The organism is Blastococcus sp. SYSU DS0539 (assembly GCF_054050855.1).
Map to the genome: position 1 here is coordinate 115,985 of NZ_JBJHAF010000011.1, position 12,821 is coordinate 128,805.

Consider the following 12,821-nt stretch of genomic DNA (forward strand, 5'->3'; position numbering starts at 1 on the left):
TTCGCACGATCTAGGCTGTCGGCGGAGGTGGGGGCATGCGGTGGCAGCAGCTGTTCGCGGACCTGCAGGCGCAGTTCGAGGCCGCGGAGGAGGCGGAGTCGCGGGCCGAGTGGGCCTCGCGGGCACGGGCGGAGATGGGCGCGGTCCGGTTGAGCGACCGGCTCGGCGGCTCGATCGGCGCGGAGCTGGTGCTGACCTGCCGGGGAGCCGGCCGGGTCAGCGGGGTGCTCACCGATCTCGGCGTCGACTGGCTGCTGCTGGCCGGCGGGCGCGGCCGGGAGGACCTCGTGGCCACCGGTGCGGTCCGCGCGGTCGCCGGACTGGGCCGGTGGACCGCGCCCGCGCAGGAGGACGGCGCGGTGCGGGCCCGGCTGGACCTGCGCCGTGCGCTGCGCGGTCTGGCGCGCGACCGGACCGCCGTCCAGGTGCTGCTCGACGACGGCGCGGTGCTGACCGGGACGATCGACCGGGTGGGCGCCGACTACGTCGAGATCGCCGAGCACCACGCGGACCAGCCGCGCCGCCCGGGGGTGGTGCGGCAGGTGCACGCGGTGGTCATCGACGCGGTGGCGGTGGTCCGGACGCTGGTGCCCGGCTGGGACTGACCCTCAGACGCGCTGCTCGGAGGTCTCCGTCGCGGCGCCGGGAGCGGGCTCGGCCGCGGGCTCGGGAGGAACGGTGCCGGCGCGGGCCTCGGCGTACTTCTGCTGGATGAACCGTTCCAGCTCGTCGACCTCGATGCGCCACTGGCCGCGGCCACCGATCTGGATGGCGATCAGTTCCTTGCGGCGCACCAGCGCGTAGGCCTGCGACCAGGAGACGTTGAGGATCTCCGCGACGTCGTCGAGGGTCAGGAATCGAGGTGTGGGCATCGGCGTCTCCATCCGTTCGCCGGCCAGTCTGTCAGCCGAGCCGGTGGTCCGGAGCAGACATCCACACACGAACGTGTGGATGACCAGTGCACGAGAACGGGGTCGTGCCGCATCATCTGCGTCCGAACGTCGTCACTGACCCGCAACCGCGGTCCGATGCGCCGAACCGGCGTGCGACGTGCCGGAGGAGATGAGGTGGCGTGACCGCCGTGCGCAACCCGGGCCCCGCCCCGGAGACCACCGAGCTGCCGGCCGGCCCCGCGCCCCGGCGGGTCCGGGCGCCGGGCTGGCTGGACCTGCGCCTGGTGCTGGGGGTACTTCTGGTCCTGGCGTCGGTGCTGCTCGGCGCACGTGTGGTGAGCGCGGCGGACGCCACGGTCCCGGTCTGGAGCGCCGCGGTGGACCTGGCGGCCGGCACGGAGCTCACCGCCGGGGACCTCGTGGTGGTCGACGTCCGGCTCGACTCGGCGGCGGGTGCGTACCTGTCGGGGCGCACCCGGCCGGAGGGGCGGATCCTCGCCCGGGGGGTGCGGGCCGGGGAGCTGCTGCCCACCGCGGCGCTGGAGGAGCCGTCGGACCTCGTGCAACTGGCCCTGCCGGTCCAGGCGGGGTACGTCCCGCCGGGTCTCCGGCGGGGGCAGGTGATCGACGTGTACGCCATCGCCGATCCCGCGGCCGGTGCCACGGGCCCCGGCGTCGGCAGCGTCTCCCTGGTCGTCGGCGCCGCGCCGGTGCAGGCCCTGTCGGGCGGCTCCGACGGCGTGCTGTCCACCCCGACGACGACGGTGCAGGTGGTGGTCGCCGTGGCGGCGGGCGAGGCGGACGACGTGCTGGCAGCCATCGCCGGGCGGCCGCTCGTGGTCGTCGTCCACCCCGCCGGGGCCGGCGCGGGGGAGCGGACGGCGTCCCCGGCCCGGACCACCCCGACAACCACGCCCAGCGCCACCGCCAGGCCCAGCGCCACCGCCAGGCCCAGCGCAACCGCCACGCCCAGCCCGGCTCCCGTGCCGGCGCCGGTCCCCGCCCCGGCGGCGGCCCCGGAGGGTGCGCCCGAGCCGGCGGGGCCGGCCGGCTGATGGCGCTGCAGGTCTTCACCGCCGTCACGGGCGCGGGCTGGGAGTCGGCGCTGGTCGGCGCCCTGGACCGCGACGACCACGGGGTCACCGTCGTCCGCCGCTGCGTCGACGTCTCCGACCTGCTGGCCGCCGCGGCCACCGGCACCGGGCAGGCGGCGCTGCTGTCGGCGGAGCTGCGCCGGCTCGACGGCGACGCCGTGGCCCGGCTGCACGCGGCGGGCGTCGCGGTCGTCGGGCTGGTGGAGCCGGGGGACGAGGCCGCGGCCCAGCGGCTGCGCCGGCTCGGGGTCGCCCAGGTGCTCCCGGCCGACGCCGACCCGGAGCTCATCGCCCGCGCGCTGCGCGACGCCGTCTCGGGCGGGCCGGCGGCCGGCCACGACCTCGCCGACCCGCGGGCCGCCCTGCCGCTGCCCGGCACGCCGGGAGAGCCCGCGCGGACGCCCGGCGGCCGGGGGCGGGTGGTGGCCGTGTGGGGCGCCACCGGTGCCCCCGGCCGGACGACCGTCGCCGTCGGGTTGGCCGACGAGGCCGCCCGGCTGGGCACCTCGTCGCTGCTCGTGGACGCCGACGTCTACGGCGGCGTGGTGGCCCAGGTGCTGGGGCTGCTCGACGAGTCGCCCGGGCTCGCGGGCGCGGCCCGGCAGGCCGGGACCGGCGCGCTGGACGGCCCGTCGCTGATCGCGCTGGCGTGGGCGGTGCGCCCGCAGCTGCGCGTGCTGACCGGTCCGGCCCGCGCCGACCGCTGGCCGGAGCTGCGGCCGGGGGCGGTCACCACCGTGCTCGAGGAGGCCCGCCGGATCGCGGAGCTGACCGTGGTCGACTGCGCGTTCAGCGTGGAGGACGACGAGGAGCTCTCGTTCGACACCGCCGCTCCGCGCCGCAACGGCGCCACCCTGGCCGTGCTCGAGCACGCCGACACGGTGCTGTGCGTCTCCGGGGCCGACCCCGTCGCGCTCCAGCGGTGCGTGCGGGCACTGGACCAGCTGCGCGACGTCCTGCCCGGGGTGGCGCCCGAGCTGGTGGTCAACCAGGTGCGCCGGGGGCCGGTGCCCGGCCATCCGCGCCGGGAGGTCGGGGACGCGCTGGAGCGCTTCACCGGCCGCCGCCCGCGGTGGTTCCTGCCCGCCGACCGGCGGGCGACCGACGCCGCGCTGGCGGCCGGCCGGACCCTCGCGGACGTGGCGCCGGGCTCGGCGCTGCGCACCGACCTGCGGGCGCTCGCCGCGGAGCTGACCGGTGCCGCCGCCCCCGTCGCCGGCCGGCGGGGCCCCTGGCGCTCCCGCCGGGCCGGCTGAGCGTCCGACTGTCCGACCCCGCCGCCGCCGCCGTAGCGTGAGGCTCCGTCCCGTGAGGAGAACGATGGTCGAACGGCTGAGCACTCTGGAGGCCTCGTTCCTCTACCTGGAGGAACCCGGCACCCCCATGCACGTGGGCGGGGTGCTGATCCTCGAGACGCCGCCCGGCGGGCTGGACGCGCTGGCGGCGCTGATCGAGGGGCGGCTGTCCCTGGTGCCCCGGTACCGGCAGCGGGTCGCGGAGGTGCCCGGCCACCTGGCCAACCCGGTGTGGGTGGACGACCCCGACTTCGCCCTCGACTACCACCTGCGGCGCAGCGGGCTGCCCCGGCCGGGCACGGAGGAGCAGCTGTTCGACCTGGTCTCCCGGCTGACCTCCCGCCCGCTGGACCGCACCCGCCCGCTCTGGGAGGCCTACCTGGTCGAGGGGCTCAGCGGGAACCGCGTCGCGGTCATCACCAAGACCCATCCGGCGCTCGTCGACGGGCTCGGCGCCGTCGACATCGGGCAGGTGCTGCTGGACGTCTCCCCGGACGCGCCGGCACCGGAGCCGGCGGAGTGGCGGCCGCGCCGGTCGCCCTCCGGCGTGGAGCTGGTGTGGTCGGCCCTGGAGGACTACCGGCGGCGGCCCTCGTCGCTGGTGGAGCTGGCGCGGTCGGCGGCGACCGACGCCCGCGCCACCGCCGTGCGGGTCGGCGGCGTGGCCGGCGGCCTGCTCCGCACCGCGCGCTCGGCGATCCTCCCGGCGCCGCACAGCCCGCTCAACGCCCCGATCGGGCGGCAACGCCGGGTCGCGGTGGCCTGCGCCGACCTCGACGACCTCAAGCGGGTGCGGAAGGCGCACGGAGGCACGGTGAACGACGTGCTGCTCACCGTCGTCGCCGGGGCGCTGCGCGAGTGGCTGCTGTCCCGCGGGGAGCCGGTGGTCGGGGGGACGTCGGTGCGCGCCCTCGTCCCGGTGTCGGTGCAGGACGAGGACGGGTCGGCCGGCAACCAGGTCTCCTCGCACCTGGTGGACCTGCCCGTCGGCGAACCCAACCCGCGGGTGCGGCTGGCCCGGCTGACCTACGCCATGCGCGGCCTCACCCAGCACGGGGAGTCGGTCGGTGCCGACAGCCTCATCGCGCTGTCCGGGTTCGCGCCGTCCACGCTGCACGCGCTCGGCGCCCGCGCCGCACGCGGGCTCTCCCGGCGGCTGTTCAACTTGGTGGTCACCAACGTGCCCGGCCCGCAGGTCCCGCTGTACGCGGCCGGCGGCCGGATGCTCGGGGTGTTCCCGGTGGTGCCGCTGGCCCGCGGCCAGGGCCTCTCGATCGGCATGACCTCCTACGACGGCCGGGTCTTCTTCGGCCTCAACGCCGACCGGGACAGCGTCGCCGACGTCGACGTGCTCGCCGACCTCATCGAGCAGGAGGTCGCGGAGCTGGTCGAGACCTCGGCCTGAGCCGGCGTCCGGGTGGACGGCTACGGTCGTCCTTCCACCGACGAAGGGGGTCAGCCGGGTGCGCGTGTACCTGCCGGCGACGACGACCGTGCTGCGGACGCTCGTGGACGAGGGGCGGCTGCCCGCTCCGCAGACCGTCTTCGCGGTGACGCCGCAGCTGCGCGAGTTCTACGCGCTCAGCGACGCCGGGGCCGACACCGAGGAGCTCGAGTACGCGGCGCTGCTGGGTGCGGCGCGGGCGAGCCTGCGGCTGCTCGACCTCGACCCCTTCGCCGCCCGCCGGCGCGTGGTGGTGGCCGCCGACGTGCCCGACGGCGCGGTGACCCCGATGGACGACCCGCACGTCGAGCGGGGTGCCGCCCGGGTGGCGCACGAGATCGCGCTCGCCGACGTGGCCAGCGCGCACATCGACGCCGCCGACGCCGAGGACGACGTCCGGGCCGCGGTCAACGTCGTGCTCGAGGCCGACCTCGGCAGCGACGACGCGCAGTTCGTCGTCGACCAGGCCGAGGGTCACGAGCTGGGCTGGTACGCGACGCAGGAGATCGGTCCGGCGCTGGAACTGCTCTGAGGCCACCGGCCGGGATCCGGCCCGCGGATGCGGCGCCGGGCGGCCGCCGTAAGATCACGACCCGTCCAGACGGGTCGCCGGTGCGTCGTCGCGGGCGCCCGCCGCGGCGCGCTGCCTCCGCGCTGCCGAGGACCCGCACGCGCGTCGACGTCGGGAGCGAGTCCATGCAGTTCGGTCGGTACTACGAGGAGTTCGAGGTCGGGGCCGTCTACAAGCACTGGCCCGGGAAGACCGTCACCGAGTACGACGACCACCTGTTCTGCCTGCTCACGATGAACCACCACCCGCTGCACCTGGACGTGAACTACGCGGAGAAGACCACCGACTTCGGCAAGAACGTCGTCGTCGGGAACTACATCTACTCCCTGCTGCTCGGCATGAGCGTCCCGGACGTCTCGGGCAAGGCGATCGCGAACCTGGAGATCGAGTCGCTGCGGCACGTCGCCCCGACCTTCCACGGCGACACGATCTACGGCGAGACGACCGTCCTGGACAAGACCCCGTCGAAGTCCAAGGACGACCGCGGCGTCGTCTACGTGGAGACCATCGGCTACAAGCAGGACGGCACGGTCGTCTGCATCTTCCGCCGCAAGGTCATGGTGCCCAAGCGGTCCTACGGCGAGGCCCGCGGCGGCGAGCAGCCCGGCCGCCCCGAGCCCACGCCCCGGGGCTGATCCGCTCGCGGCGGGGCGTGCCTGCCGGTCAGCCCGGCAGCACGCCCCAGCCGCCGAGCGTCTCCACCAGCCGGGGGGTGCAGCGCAGCCCGGCCAGCGTCGCCGCGTCCGCGAAACGGGCATCGGCCGCGTCGTCCCCCGCGACGGGTCGCGCGTCGCCGTCCACCAGGGTGCACGCGACGTCGACGACGTCGTAGACCACCGGGCCGCCGTCGATGCGGATCCGGCCCACCTCGGCGCCGGCGCGCACCCGCAGGCCGGTCTCCTCGAGCACCTCGCGCTCGACGGCGGTCGCCACGGTCTCGCCCGGCTCGACCCGGCCGCCGGGGACCGACCACAGCCCCCGGCCCGGCTCGTTGCGCCGGCGCACCAGCAGCAGCCGGCCGGCGGGGTCGTGCACGATCGCGCCGACGCAGGGCACCACCGGTGGCTCGGGAGCGGTCACGCCGGGAGGCTACGCACCGCCCCGCTGCGCTTGACGATTCCGGCCGCTCCCGCGACGGTGTCCCCGATGAGTGCGTCGCCGGTCTGCCCGCGCTGCGGTGAGCCGCTGGTCGTCCGCCACGGGTCGCAGGCGCAGGCCTGGTGCCACCGGCACGGCGCCGTCACGCCGCTGCACCACACCGCCCTGGTCGCGCACGACGCGATCGCGGCGGTCACCGCCGACGCCCGGGTCCCGGCGTGGGTGCCCGACCCCGTGCCGCCGGGCTGGGCGGTCACCGGGCTGGCCTGGGGCGGGGAGCCGGGGGCGCGGGCGATCGTCGTCGACTGTGCCGGACCGGCCCCTCTCGGGGGGTCCGCCGAACTGGTGCTGGTGGCCGAGGAGCCCGGCACCGGCGTCGGCTGCGGCTACGCCGGCCTGCCGGGCCTGGACCCGGGGGACGTGATCTCCGGCCCGAGCTCGGTCGAGGTCGAGGCGGCCGGGCAGCACGCGCCGCTGTGGGCGGTCCCCACCAGCGACGACCGCGCCGCCTTCGTCGGGGAGGCCTACGGCGTCTGGCTCTGGCTGGTGATGTGGCCGATGAACGCCGCCTGGCTGCTCGTCGAGCGGCTGGAGCTGCTCGACCTGCGCGAGCGCATCTACCCGGACCTGCCGCTGGGCCCGCCGGGGGAGCACCTGCTGCCCGGGCGCTGACCGGCCGGACCCGGAACCCGACCGGCTCCGTCCCGGTCGGCGCGTCGGCCGGGGAGGCCCTGGGGCCTGTGTTACTCATGGGACGAACGCGTCCGCCGCACGCTCGGCGGGCTTCCGTGCACGCCCGGGAACGGGCCTGCCTCATCCACACCACGGAGGTGGCGGTGAACCTCAAGAAGGTCCTCACCTGGGTGGTCGTCGCCTTCGTGCTCTTCTACGTCATCCAGCAGCCGGAGAAGTCGGCCGAGCTGGTGCGCAACGCCGGCGAGGCGCTGGGCTCCGCGGCGTCGTCGCTGTCCGAGTTCGTCGGCTCGCTGGTCTGACCTCGGTGGCCGCCCCCGCCGGGATGCCGGCCCGCGCCGCCAAGGACGTCGAGAAGTACCTGCTCGACGACGAGGACGCGGTGGTGGCCACCCGCCGGCACTGGGCGGTGCTGGTCGTGCCGACCGCCAAGTTCCTGCCGGTGTTCCTCGCCGGGGGCTGGCTGCTCGTGCTGGACCCGGAGAACCGGGTCACCAGCACGGTGGGGATGCTCGTCGTGGTCGCCGCGCTGCTCCTCTACGCGCTGCGCGTCGGCGAGTGGTGGATGCGGCACTTCATCGTCAGCCGGCGCCGGGTGCTGCTCACATCCGGGGTGATCGTCCGCACCGTCACGCTGCTCCCGCTGCGCCGGATCACCGACCTGACGTGGAAGGAGACCTTCTTCGGCCAGCTGCTGGGCTACGGGACCTTCCGCTTCGAGTCCGCCGGTCAGCAGCAGGGGCTGTCGGAGATCACCTTCCTGCCGCAGGCCGGTGCGCTCTACCGCCAGGTCAGCGGCCTGCTGTTCGGCAGCGACTGGGGCGGGGGCGCCTCCGGTGGGGACGACGAGGGCAACCCGGAGTCCTCCTCCGGCGGGCCCGTGGCCACGGGGGGCCGCCGGGACACCGAGCCGATCCCGGGGCTCCCGCCGCGCGAGCCGTGACCGCGACCGGCCGCCGGGTGGACCGCGGCGCTCTGGGGCAGGCTGACCGGTGATGCGGATCGACCTGCACACCCACTCCTCGGTGTCCGACGGCACCGACGGCCCCGCCGAGCTGCTGGCCGCCGCCCGCGGCGCCGGCCTCGACGTCGTGGCCCTCACCGACCACGACACGACCGCCGGCTGGGCGGCGGCGGAGGCCGCGCGGCCTCCGGGCCTCACCGTCGTCCCCGGCATGGAGCTGTCCTGCCGCTGGTTCCCCGACGACGAGCCGCCGATCAGCGTGCACCTGCTCGGCTACCTGTTCGATCCGCTGCACCCCGCCTTCGCCGCGGAGCGGGCCCGGCTGCGCGACGAGCGGCTGAGCCGGGCCGAGCGGATCGCGACGGCCCTGGCCGCCGACGGCTACCCGGTCCGCTGGGACGAGATCGTGGCGCACGCCGGCGGGGGTGTGGTCGGCCGGCCGCACCTGGCGCGGGCGCTGGTGCGCGGCGGCGTCGTCGACACCGTCGAGCAGGCGTTCGCCGGCCTCCTGCACCACCACGGCGGGTACTACGTCGCCAAGGCCGACACCGACGTCCGGCAGGGCATCGCGCTCGTCCGCGCGGCGGGTGGCGTGCCGGTGTTCGCCCACGGCCTGGCGACCGCGCGCGGGCGGGTGGTGGGCGACGGCGCGATCGCCGCCATGGCCGAGGCCGGGCTGCTCGGCCTGGAGGTCGACCACCCCGACCACACCGAGGAGCAGCGGGCCCACCTGCGGTCGCTGGCGGCGGACCTGGACCTGCTGACGACGGGCTCCAGCGACTACCACGGCACGAACAAGCGGACGCCGATCGGCGCGTGCACCACCGACCCGGAGCAGTTCGAGCGGCTGCTGGCGGCCGGCACGGGCACCGCGCCGCTGCGCGGCTGAGCCGCGGACCGTCGGTGGCCCCGGCTACCGTGGCGGCCGTGGACGGCGGGGTGCGGGGGTGAGCGACCAGCTCGAGATGCCGGGCATGCCGCGGCGGTTGTTCCCGGCCACGCCGAGCAAGCTGGCCACCTTCGCCGACTGCCCGCGCCGCTACCGGTTCACCTACGTCGACCGGCCGCAGCCGCCCAAGGGGCCGGCCTGGGCGCACAACACCGTCGGCTCGGCGGTGCACGCGGCGCTGCGCTCGTGGTGGGACCTCCCGGTGCCGCGGCGCACCGCGGCCGCGGCGCGCCAGCTGCTGCACGGCGTCTGGTCGCCCACCGGGTTCCGCGACGCCGAGCAGTCGCAGCGCTGGCGGGCGCGCGCGGCCGGCTGGCTCACCGAGTACGTCGCCGGGCTCGATCCCGCCGACGAGCCGGTGGGCACCGAGCGCACCGTCGCGGCGACCACCGAGCGGCTGGCCCTCTCCGGGCGGGTGGACCGGATCGACCAGCGGGGCGACGAGCTGGTGGTCGTCGACTACAAGACCGGTCGCGTCCCGTCCACCGACGACGAAGCCCGCGGGTCACCGGCCCTGGCGGCCTACGTCCTCGGCGTGCGCCGCACCCTCCGCCGGCCGTGCAGCCGGGTCGAGCTGCACCACCTGCCCAGCGGCACGGTCGCCGCCTTCGAGCACACCGACCGGTCGCTGGCCAACCACGTGCGCCGGGCCGAGGACATCGCCGACGACATCACCTCCGCCACCAGGGCGCTGGCCGGCGGTGCGGAGGTCGACACCGCCTTCCCGCCGGTCCCCGGCCGGCAGTGCGGCTGGTGCGACTTCCGGCCCAGCTGCCCGGCCGGCCAGGCGGCGGGGCCGGCCCGGGAGCCGTGGAGCTTCCTGCCCGAGGAGCCGGCGACGGAGGCGTGAGCGTCAGGCGCTGAGCCGCTCCGCGCCGACCCGGTCGAAGCCGCCCCAGACGATGGGGGAGCGCTGGGCCCGGCGCGGCAGCCGCAGCACGGTCTGCCGGAAGACGCGCACCGCGGCCGTCGCCGCGGCGTCGGTGAGCCCGAGGCCGGGCAGCGAGTACAGCCGCCGGGCCCACTGCGGCAGCAGCGCCACGGCGAGCGTCGCCAGCCCGCCCCACGCCGGCTGGGCGGGGGTCAGGAAGCGCACCCAGGTCGGCATCGGGGGCAGCACGATCAGGCGGTAGGCGTCCCGGGCCGCCGCGGTGGCGGCCAGCGACGGCCGCATCCGCTCGAAGTAGGCGACCAGTTCCGCCGCCGAGGCGGGGACGTCGGCCCGCTCCACCCCGACGAGCTCGGCGGCGGTCACCTGCTCGGCGACGTACCGGTCGGCGTCGTCGTCGGTGAGGGGCACCCCGGCGCGCCGGGCCACCGCCAGCAGCGAGTCGACCTCGCAGCAGTGCACCCAGAGCAGCAGGTCGGGGTCGTCGACGCGGTACGCCCGGCCGGTGGTCTCCTCCACGGCGCCCAGCCGGCGGTGGATGCCGCGGACGCGGGCGACGGCCCGCACCGCCTCGGTGCGGGTGCCGAAGGTGACGGTGTCGACGTAGGTCGCCGTCCGGACCAGCCGTGGCCACGGGTCGTCGCGGAACGCCCCCGAGAAGCGGGCCACGCCGTCCATGGCCACCGGGTGCAGCGCCTGCAGCAGCAGGGCGCGCAGGCCGCCGAGGGAGAAGGACGGGTCGGCGTGCACCCGCCACGTCACGCTGCCGGGGCCGAAGAAGCCCAGGCGGTCCTCCTCGGCGGTCCAGTCGGCCGGTGACGGCAGGGCGGTCACGCCGTCACCGCGGTGGCCCAGAAGTCGCACAGCACCTCGAGCGTGCGCGGCGGGTTCTCGACGGCGGGGGAGTGGATCGAGCTGTTGATGACCTCGTGCCGGGCGCCCAGCCGCTGGGCCATGTCGGCCTGCACGTGCGGCAACCATGCGTCGTCGGCCTCGCCGTGCGCCACCATCACCGGCACGCCGGTGGCCTTCAGCTCCGCCACCCGGTCGGGCTCGGCCAGCATGGCGTCGGCCATGCCGCGCAGCCCGGCGGCGGAGTTCCGCAGGAAGCGGCGGGTGTAGAACTCCCGGGTCGGCGCAGGAACGGCCTGGGCCTTGGGGTCGGTCATCGCCACCTGCTCGAGGGTCTGGTGCACCAGGGGCACGCCGCCGGTGTCCAGCAGCGGCCCGAGGTGGTCGAGCAGTTCGGCGCGGCGCCCGGTGAGCCGGGACGGCCCCGAGCCCAGCAGCGTGAACGTGGTGAACAGGCTCGGCTCGGCGAGCACCGCGGCCCGCGTCACCAGCCCGCCGAAGCTGTGGCCGACCAGGTGCAGCGGCTCCCCGGACTCCTCCCGGAGCACCCGCGCGACCGCGATGACGTCGCCGCCCAGGATCTCCACCGAGTACCCGGCCGGGTCGTCGGGCCCGGGCGACTCGTACTGGCCCCGCTGGTCCAGCGCGACGACGCGGTAGCCGGCCTCGGCCAGCGGCCGCAGCAGCGGGGCGAAGTCCTCCTTGCTGCCCGTGTAGCCGGCCACCATGAGCACCGTGCCGCGGACGGCGGTGCCGCCGGTGTCCAGGGCGGCCAGTGGTCCGGCCCCGCCCGGGAAGGTGCGGGTGCCGGCGTCGTGCCGGGCCAGCTGGCGGAGGTCGTCGGGGGCGATGGCGAGGGGCACGGGGAGGGGATCGGAGCCGCCGGGCAGGACCATGGTCCCCAGTGAACCCCGATCGCGGCGCCCGTGCCGCAGCGGGGTCGGCGCGCGTCAGCGGTAGCCGCGGACCCCGTCGGGCAGGCGGAGCACCACGGTGTCCCCGACTGCGGTCGCCGTCCCGCCGGCCGGCAGCCCGGGCGCCGCCGAGCGGTCCAGCTCCTCGCCGGTGGCCAGGTCCCGGTGCACGAAGCCGTCGGGGACCGGGACGGTCAGCCGCAGCCGGTCGCCGTCCGCGACCGGTTCGCCGGGCAGGCCGGTGGCGGGCACCTCCCAGAGCCGCTGCCCCGAGGCCGGGTCGACGGCGGTGAGTGCGCCGCCCGCCGCGACCAGCACGGCGCCGTCGGCAGCCGACTGCCGCACCGCACTCCCGGCGCCGGCGGGCAGCGTGGTCAGCGGCGCCCCGTCCGCAGCGGAGAGCAGCTCGACCCGGTCGCCGACCCGCACGCCCACGAGCAGGTCGGCGCCGATCAGCTCCGCGTCCGCGCCGTCGGGCAGCGGCAGGTCACGCGTCCAGTGCACGTCCCCGTCGAACCCGTCCAGCAGCCGCAGCTGCAGGGTCCGCGACCCGCCGCACCGTTCCAGCACCGCCACGCCGGCGTCCCCGGCATCGGAGCCGAGGAGCTCGCACCCCGACGGCGGGGCGTGCCGCCAGCGGATGTTGTTGCCGGTCGGGTCGAGCGTGACGATCCCGGTCGGGCTGTGCGCGAGCACGATGCGGTCGGTGGACGACAGGGTCATGCCGGCCCGGAAGTTGACGTTCCGGGTCCACGCCCGCACCCCGGTGCCGGCGTCGAGGGCGACCGCCTCGTCGCACCGGTCCTCGGTCCGGAAGACCGCGATGACGACGCCGTCGGTGGCGGTCAGGCCGCACAGGCGGGCGTTGGCCCGGGTGTAGCGCCAGGCCACCTCCCCGGTGGCCGGATCGAGCCCGCGGACGCCGGAGCCGGAGCCGGCCAGCACGCGCCCGCCCTCGACGACGTCGGCGGTCCGCGGATCGCCGGGGACCGACCAGACCTCGGAGACGGCGCCGGCCGGCGTCCCCGAGGGGGCGTCGGCCGGTGCTGCGGTGGTGCTGTCGGTGGCGGCCGCGTCCGAGTTCCGCCAGAGCAGGGCGGCGACGACGACCAGCGCGACGGTGGCCGCCGTCCAGACCCAGACCCGCAGGGGCGGGCGCGACACG

At 76.6% G+C, this 12,821-nt stretch carries 16 protein-coding genes; 11 read left to right on the plus strand and 5 right to left on the minus strand.

Annotated features, from left to right (window positions below):
• Positions 1 to 35: 35 nt before the first annotated feature.
• Positions 36 to 605, plus strand: a complete 570-nt coding sequence (locus ACI790_RS14615; protein ID WP_456570507.1) for a hypothetical protein — start codon at positions 36 to 38, stop codon at positions 603 to 605.
• A 3-nt stretch (positions 606 to 608) separates the two neighbouring features.
• Here ACI790_RS14615 and ACI790_RS14620 read toward each other — a convergent pair whose 3' ends face one another.
• On the minus strand, positions 609 to 872 hold the full coding sequence (locus tag ACI790_RS14620) for a helix-turn-helix domain-containing protein (protein ID WP_456570508.1): 264 nt from the start codon (positions 870 to 872) through the stop codon (positions 609 to 611).
• A 200-nt stretch (positions 873 to 1,072) separates the two neighbouring features.
• Here ACI790_RS14620 and ACI790_RS14625 point away from each other — a divergent pair, with 200 nt between their 5' ends.
• From ACI790_RS14625 to ACI790_RS14645, 5 genes are all read left to right on the plus strand, one after another.
• A complete protein-coding gene (locus ACI790_RS14625) occupies positions 1,073 to 1,948 on the plus strand; it encodes an SAF domain-containing protein (protein WP_456570509.1) in 876 nt (291 codons plus the stop codon).
• Positions 1,948 to 3,243: an AAA family ATPase gene (locus ACI790_RS14630; protein WP_456570510.1), complete on the plus strand. Its 1,296-nt coding sequence runs from the start codon at positions 1,948 to 1,950 to the stop codon at positions 3,241 to 3,243. Before ACI790_RS14625 ends, ACI790_RS14630 begins: the two co-directional genes overlap by 1 nt.
• 64 nt (positions 3,244 to 3,307) lie before the next feature.
• Complete coding sequence (locus tag ACI790_RS14635; RefSeq protein WP_456570511.1) at positions 3,308 to 4,687, plus strand: WS/DGAT/MGAT family O-acyltransferase; 1,380 nt, start codon at positions 3,308 to 3,310, stop codon at positions 4,685 to 4,687.
• A gap of 58 nt (positions 4,688 to 4,745) precedes the next feature.
• On the plus strand, positions 4,746 to 5,258 hold the full coding sequence (locus ACI790_RS14640; RefSeq protein ID WP_456570512.1) for a DUF6912 family protein: 513 nt from the start codon (positions 4,746 to 4,748) through the stop codon (positions 5,256 to 5,258).
• A gap of 164 nt (positions 5,259 to 5,422) precedes the next feature.
• Positions 5,423 to 5,932: a MaoC family dehydratase gene (locus ACI790_RS14645; RefSeq protein WP_456570513.1), complete on the plus strand. Its 510-nt coding sequence runs from the start codon at positions 5,423 to 5,425 to the stop codon at positions 5,930 to 5,932.
• Between the two features lie 28 nt (positions 5,933 to 5,960).
• On the opposite strand, the gene ACI790_RS14650 is transcribed toward ACI790_RS14645, so the two are convergent.
• A complete protein-coding gene (locus ACI790_RS14650; RefSeq protein ID WP_456570514.1) occupies positions 5,961 to 6,377 on the minus strand; it encodes an NUDIX domain-containing protein in 417 nt (138 codons plus the stop codon).
• 66 nt (positions 6,378 to 6,443) lie between these two features.
• Here ACI790_RS14650 and ACI790_RS14655 point away from each other — a divergent pair, with 66 nt between their 5' ends.
• The 5 genes from ACI790_RS14655 (at position 6,444) to ACI790_RS14675 (ending at position 9,851) form a co-directional block, all read left to right on the plus strand.
• Positions 6,444 to 7,067 (plus strand): DUF6758 family protein, encoded by a 624-nt coding sequence (locus tag ACI790_RS14655; protein ID WP_456570515.1) that lies wholly within the window; start codon positions 6,444 to 6,446, stop codon positions 7,065 to 7,067.
• A 164-nt stretch (positions 7,068 to 7,231) separates the two neighbouring features.
• Entirely contained in the window at positions 7,232 to 7,390 is a 159-nt protein-coding gene (locus ACI790_RS14660; RefSeq protein WP_269192982.1) for a hypothetical protein, read from the plus strand.
• Between the two features lie 5 nt (positions 7,391 to 7,395).
• Positions 7,396 to 8,031 (plus strand): PH domain-containing protein, encoded by a 636-nt coding sequence (locus ACI790_RS14665; protein ID WP_456570516.1) that lies wholly within the window; start codon positions 7,396 to 7,398, stop codon positions 8,029 to 8,031.
• Positions 8,032 to 8,083: 52 nt separating this feature from the next.
• Entirely contained in the window at positions 8,084 to 8,941 is an 858-nt protein-coding gene (locus tag ACI790_RS14670; protein WP_456570517.1) for a PHP domain-containing protein, read from the plus strand.
• 58 nt (positions 8,942 to 8,999) lie between these two features.
• Positions 9,000 to 9,851 (plus strand): RecB family exonuclease, encoded by an 852-nt coding sequence (locus tag ACI790_RS14675; protein ID WP_456570518.1) that lies wholly within the window; start codon positions 9,000 to 9,002, stop codon positions 9,849 to 9,851.
• A 3-nt stretch (positions 9,852 to 9,854) separates the two neighbouring features.
• Here the strand turns inward: ACI790_RS14675 and ACI790_RS14680 are convergent, their stop codons facing one another.
• Genes ACI790_RS14680 through ACI790_RS14690 form a run of 3 tightly spaced genes read right to left on the minus strand, consistent with a single transcriptional unit; the run spans position 9,855 to position 12,820 of the window.
• Positions 9,855 to 10,724 (minus strand): oxygenase MpaB family protein, encoded by an 870-nt coding sequence (locus ACI790_RS14680; RefSeq protein ID WP_456570519.1) that lies wholly within the window; start codon positions 10,722 to 10,724, stop codon positions 9,855 to 9,857.
• Complete coding sequence (locus ACI790_RS14685; RefSeq protein WP_456570520.1) at positions 10,721 to 11,638, minus strand: alpha/beta fold hydrolase; 918 nt, start codon at positions 11,636 to 11,638, stop codon at positions 10,721 to 10,723. Before ACI790_RS14685 ends, ACI790_RS14680 begins: the two co-directional genes overlap by 4 nt.
• A 54-nt stretch (positions 11,639 to 11,692) precedes the next feature.
• On the minus strand, positions 11,693 to 12,820 hold the full coding sequence (locus tag ACI790_RS14690; RefSeq protein WP_456570521.1) for an outer membrane protein assembly factor BamB family protein: 1,128 nt from the start codon (positions 12,818 to 12,820) through the stop codon (positions 11,693 to 11,695).
• Position 12,821: the final 1 nt, after the last annotated feature.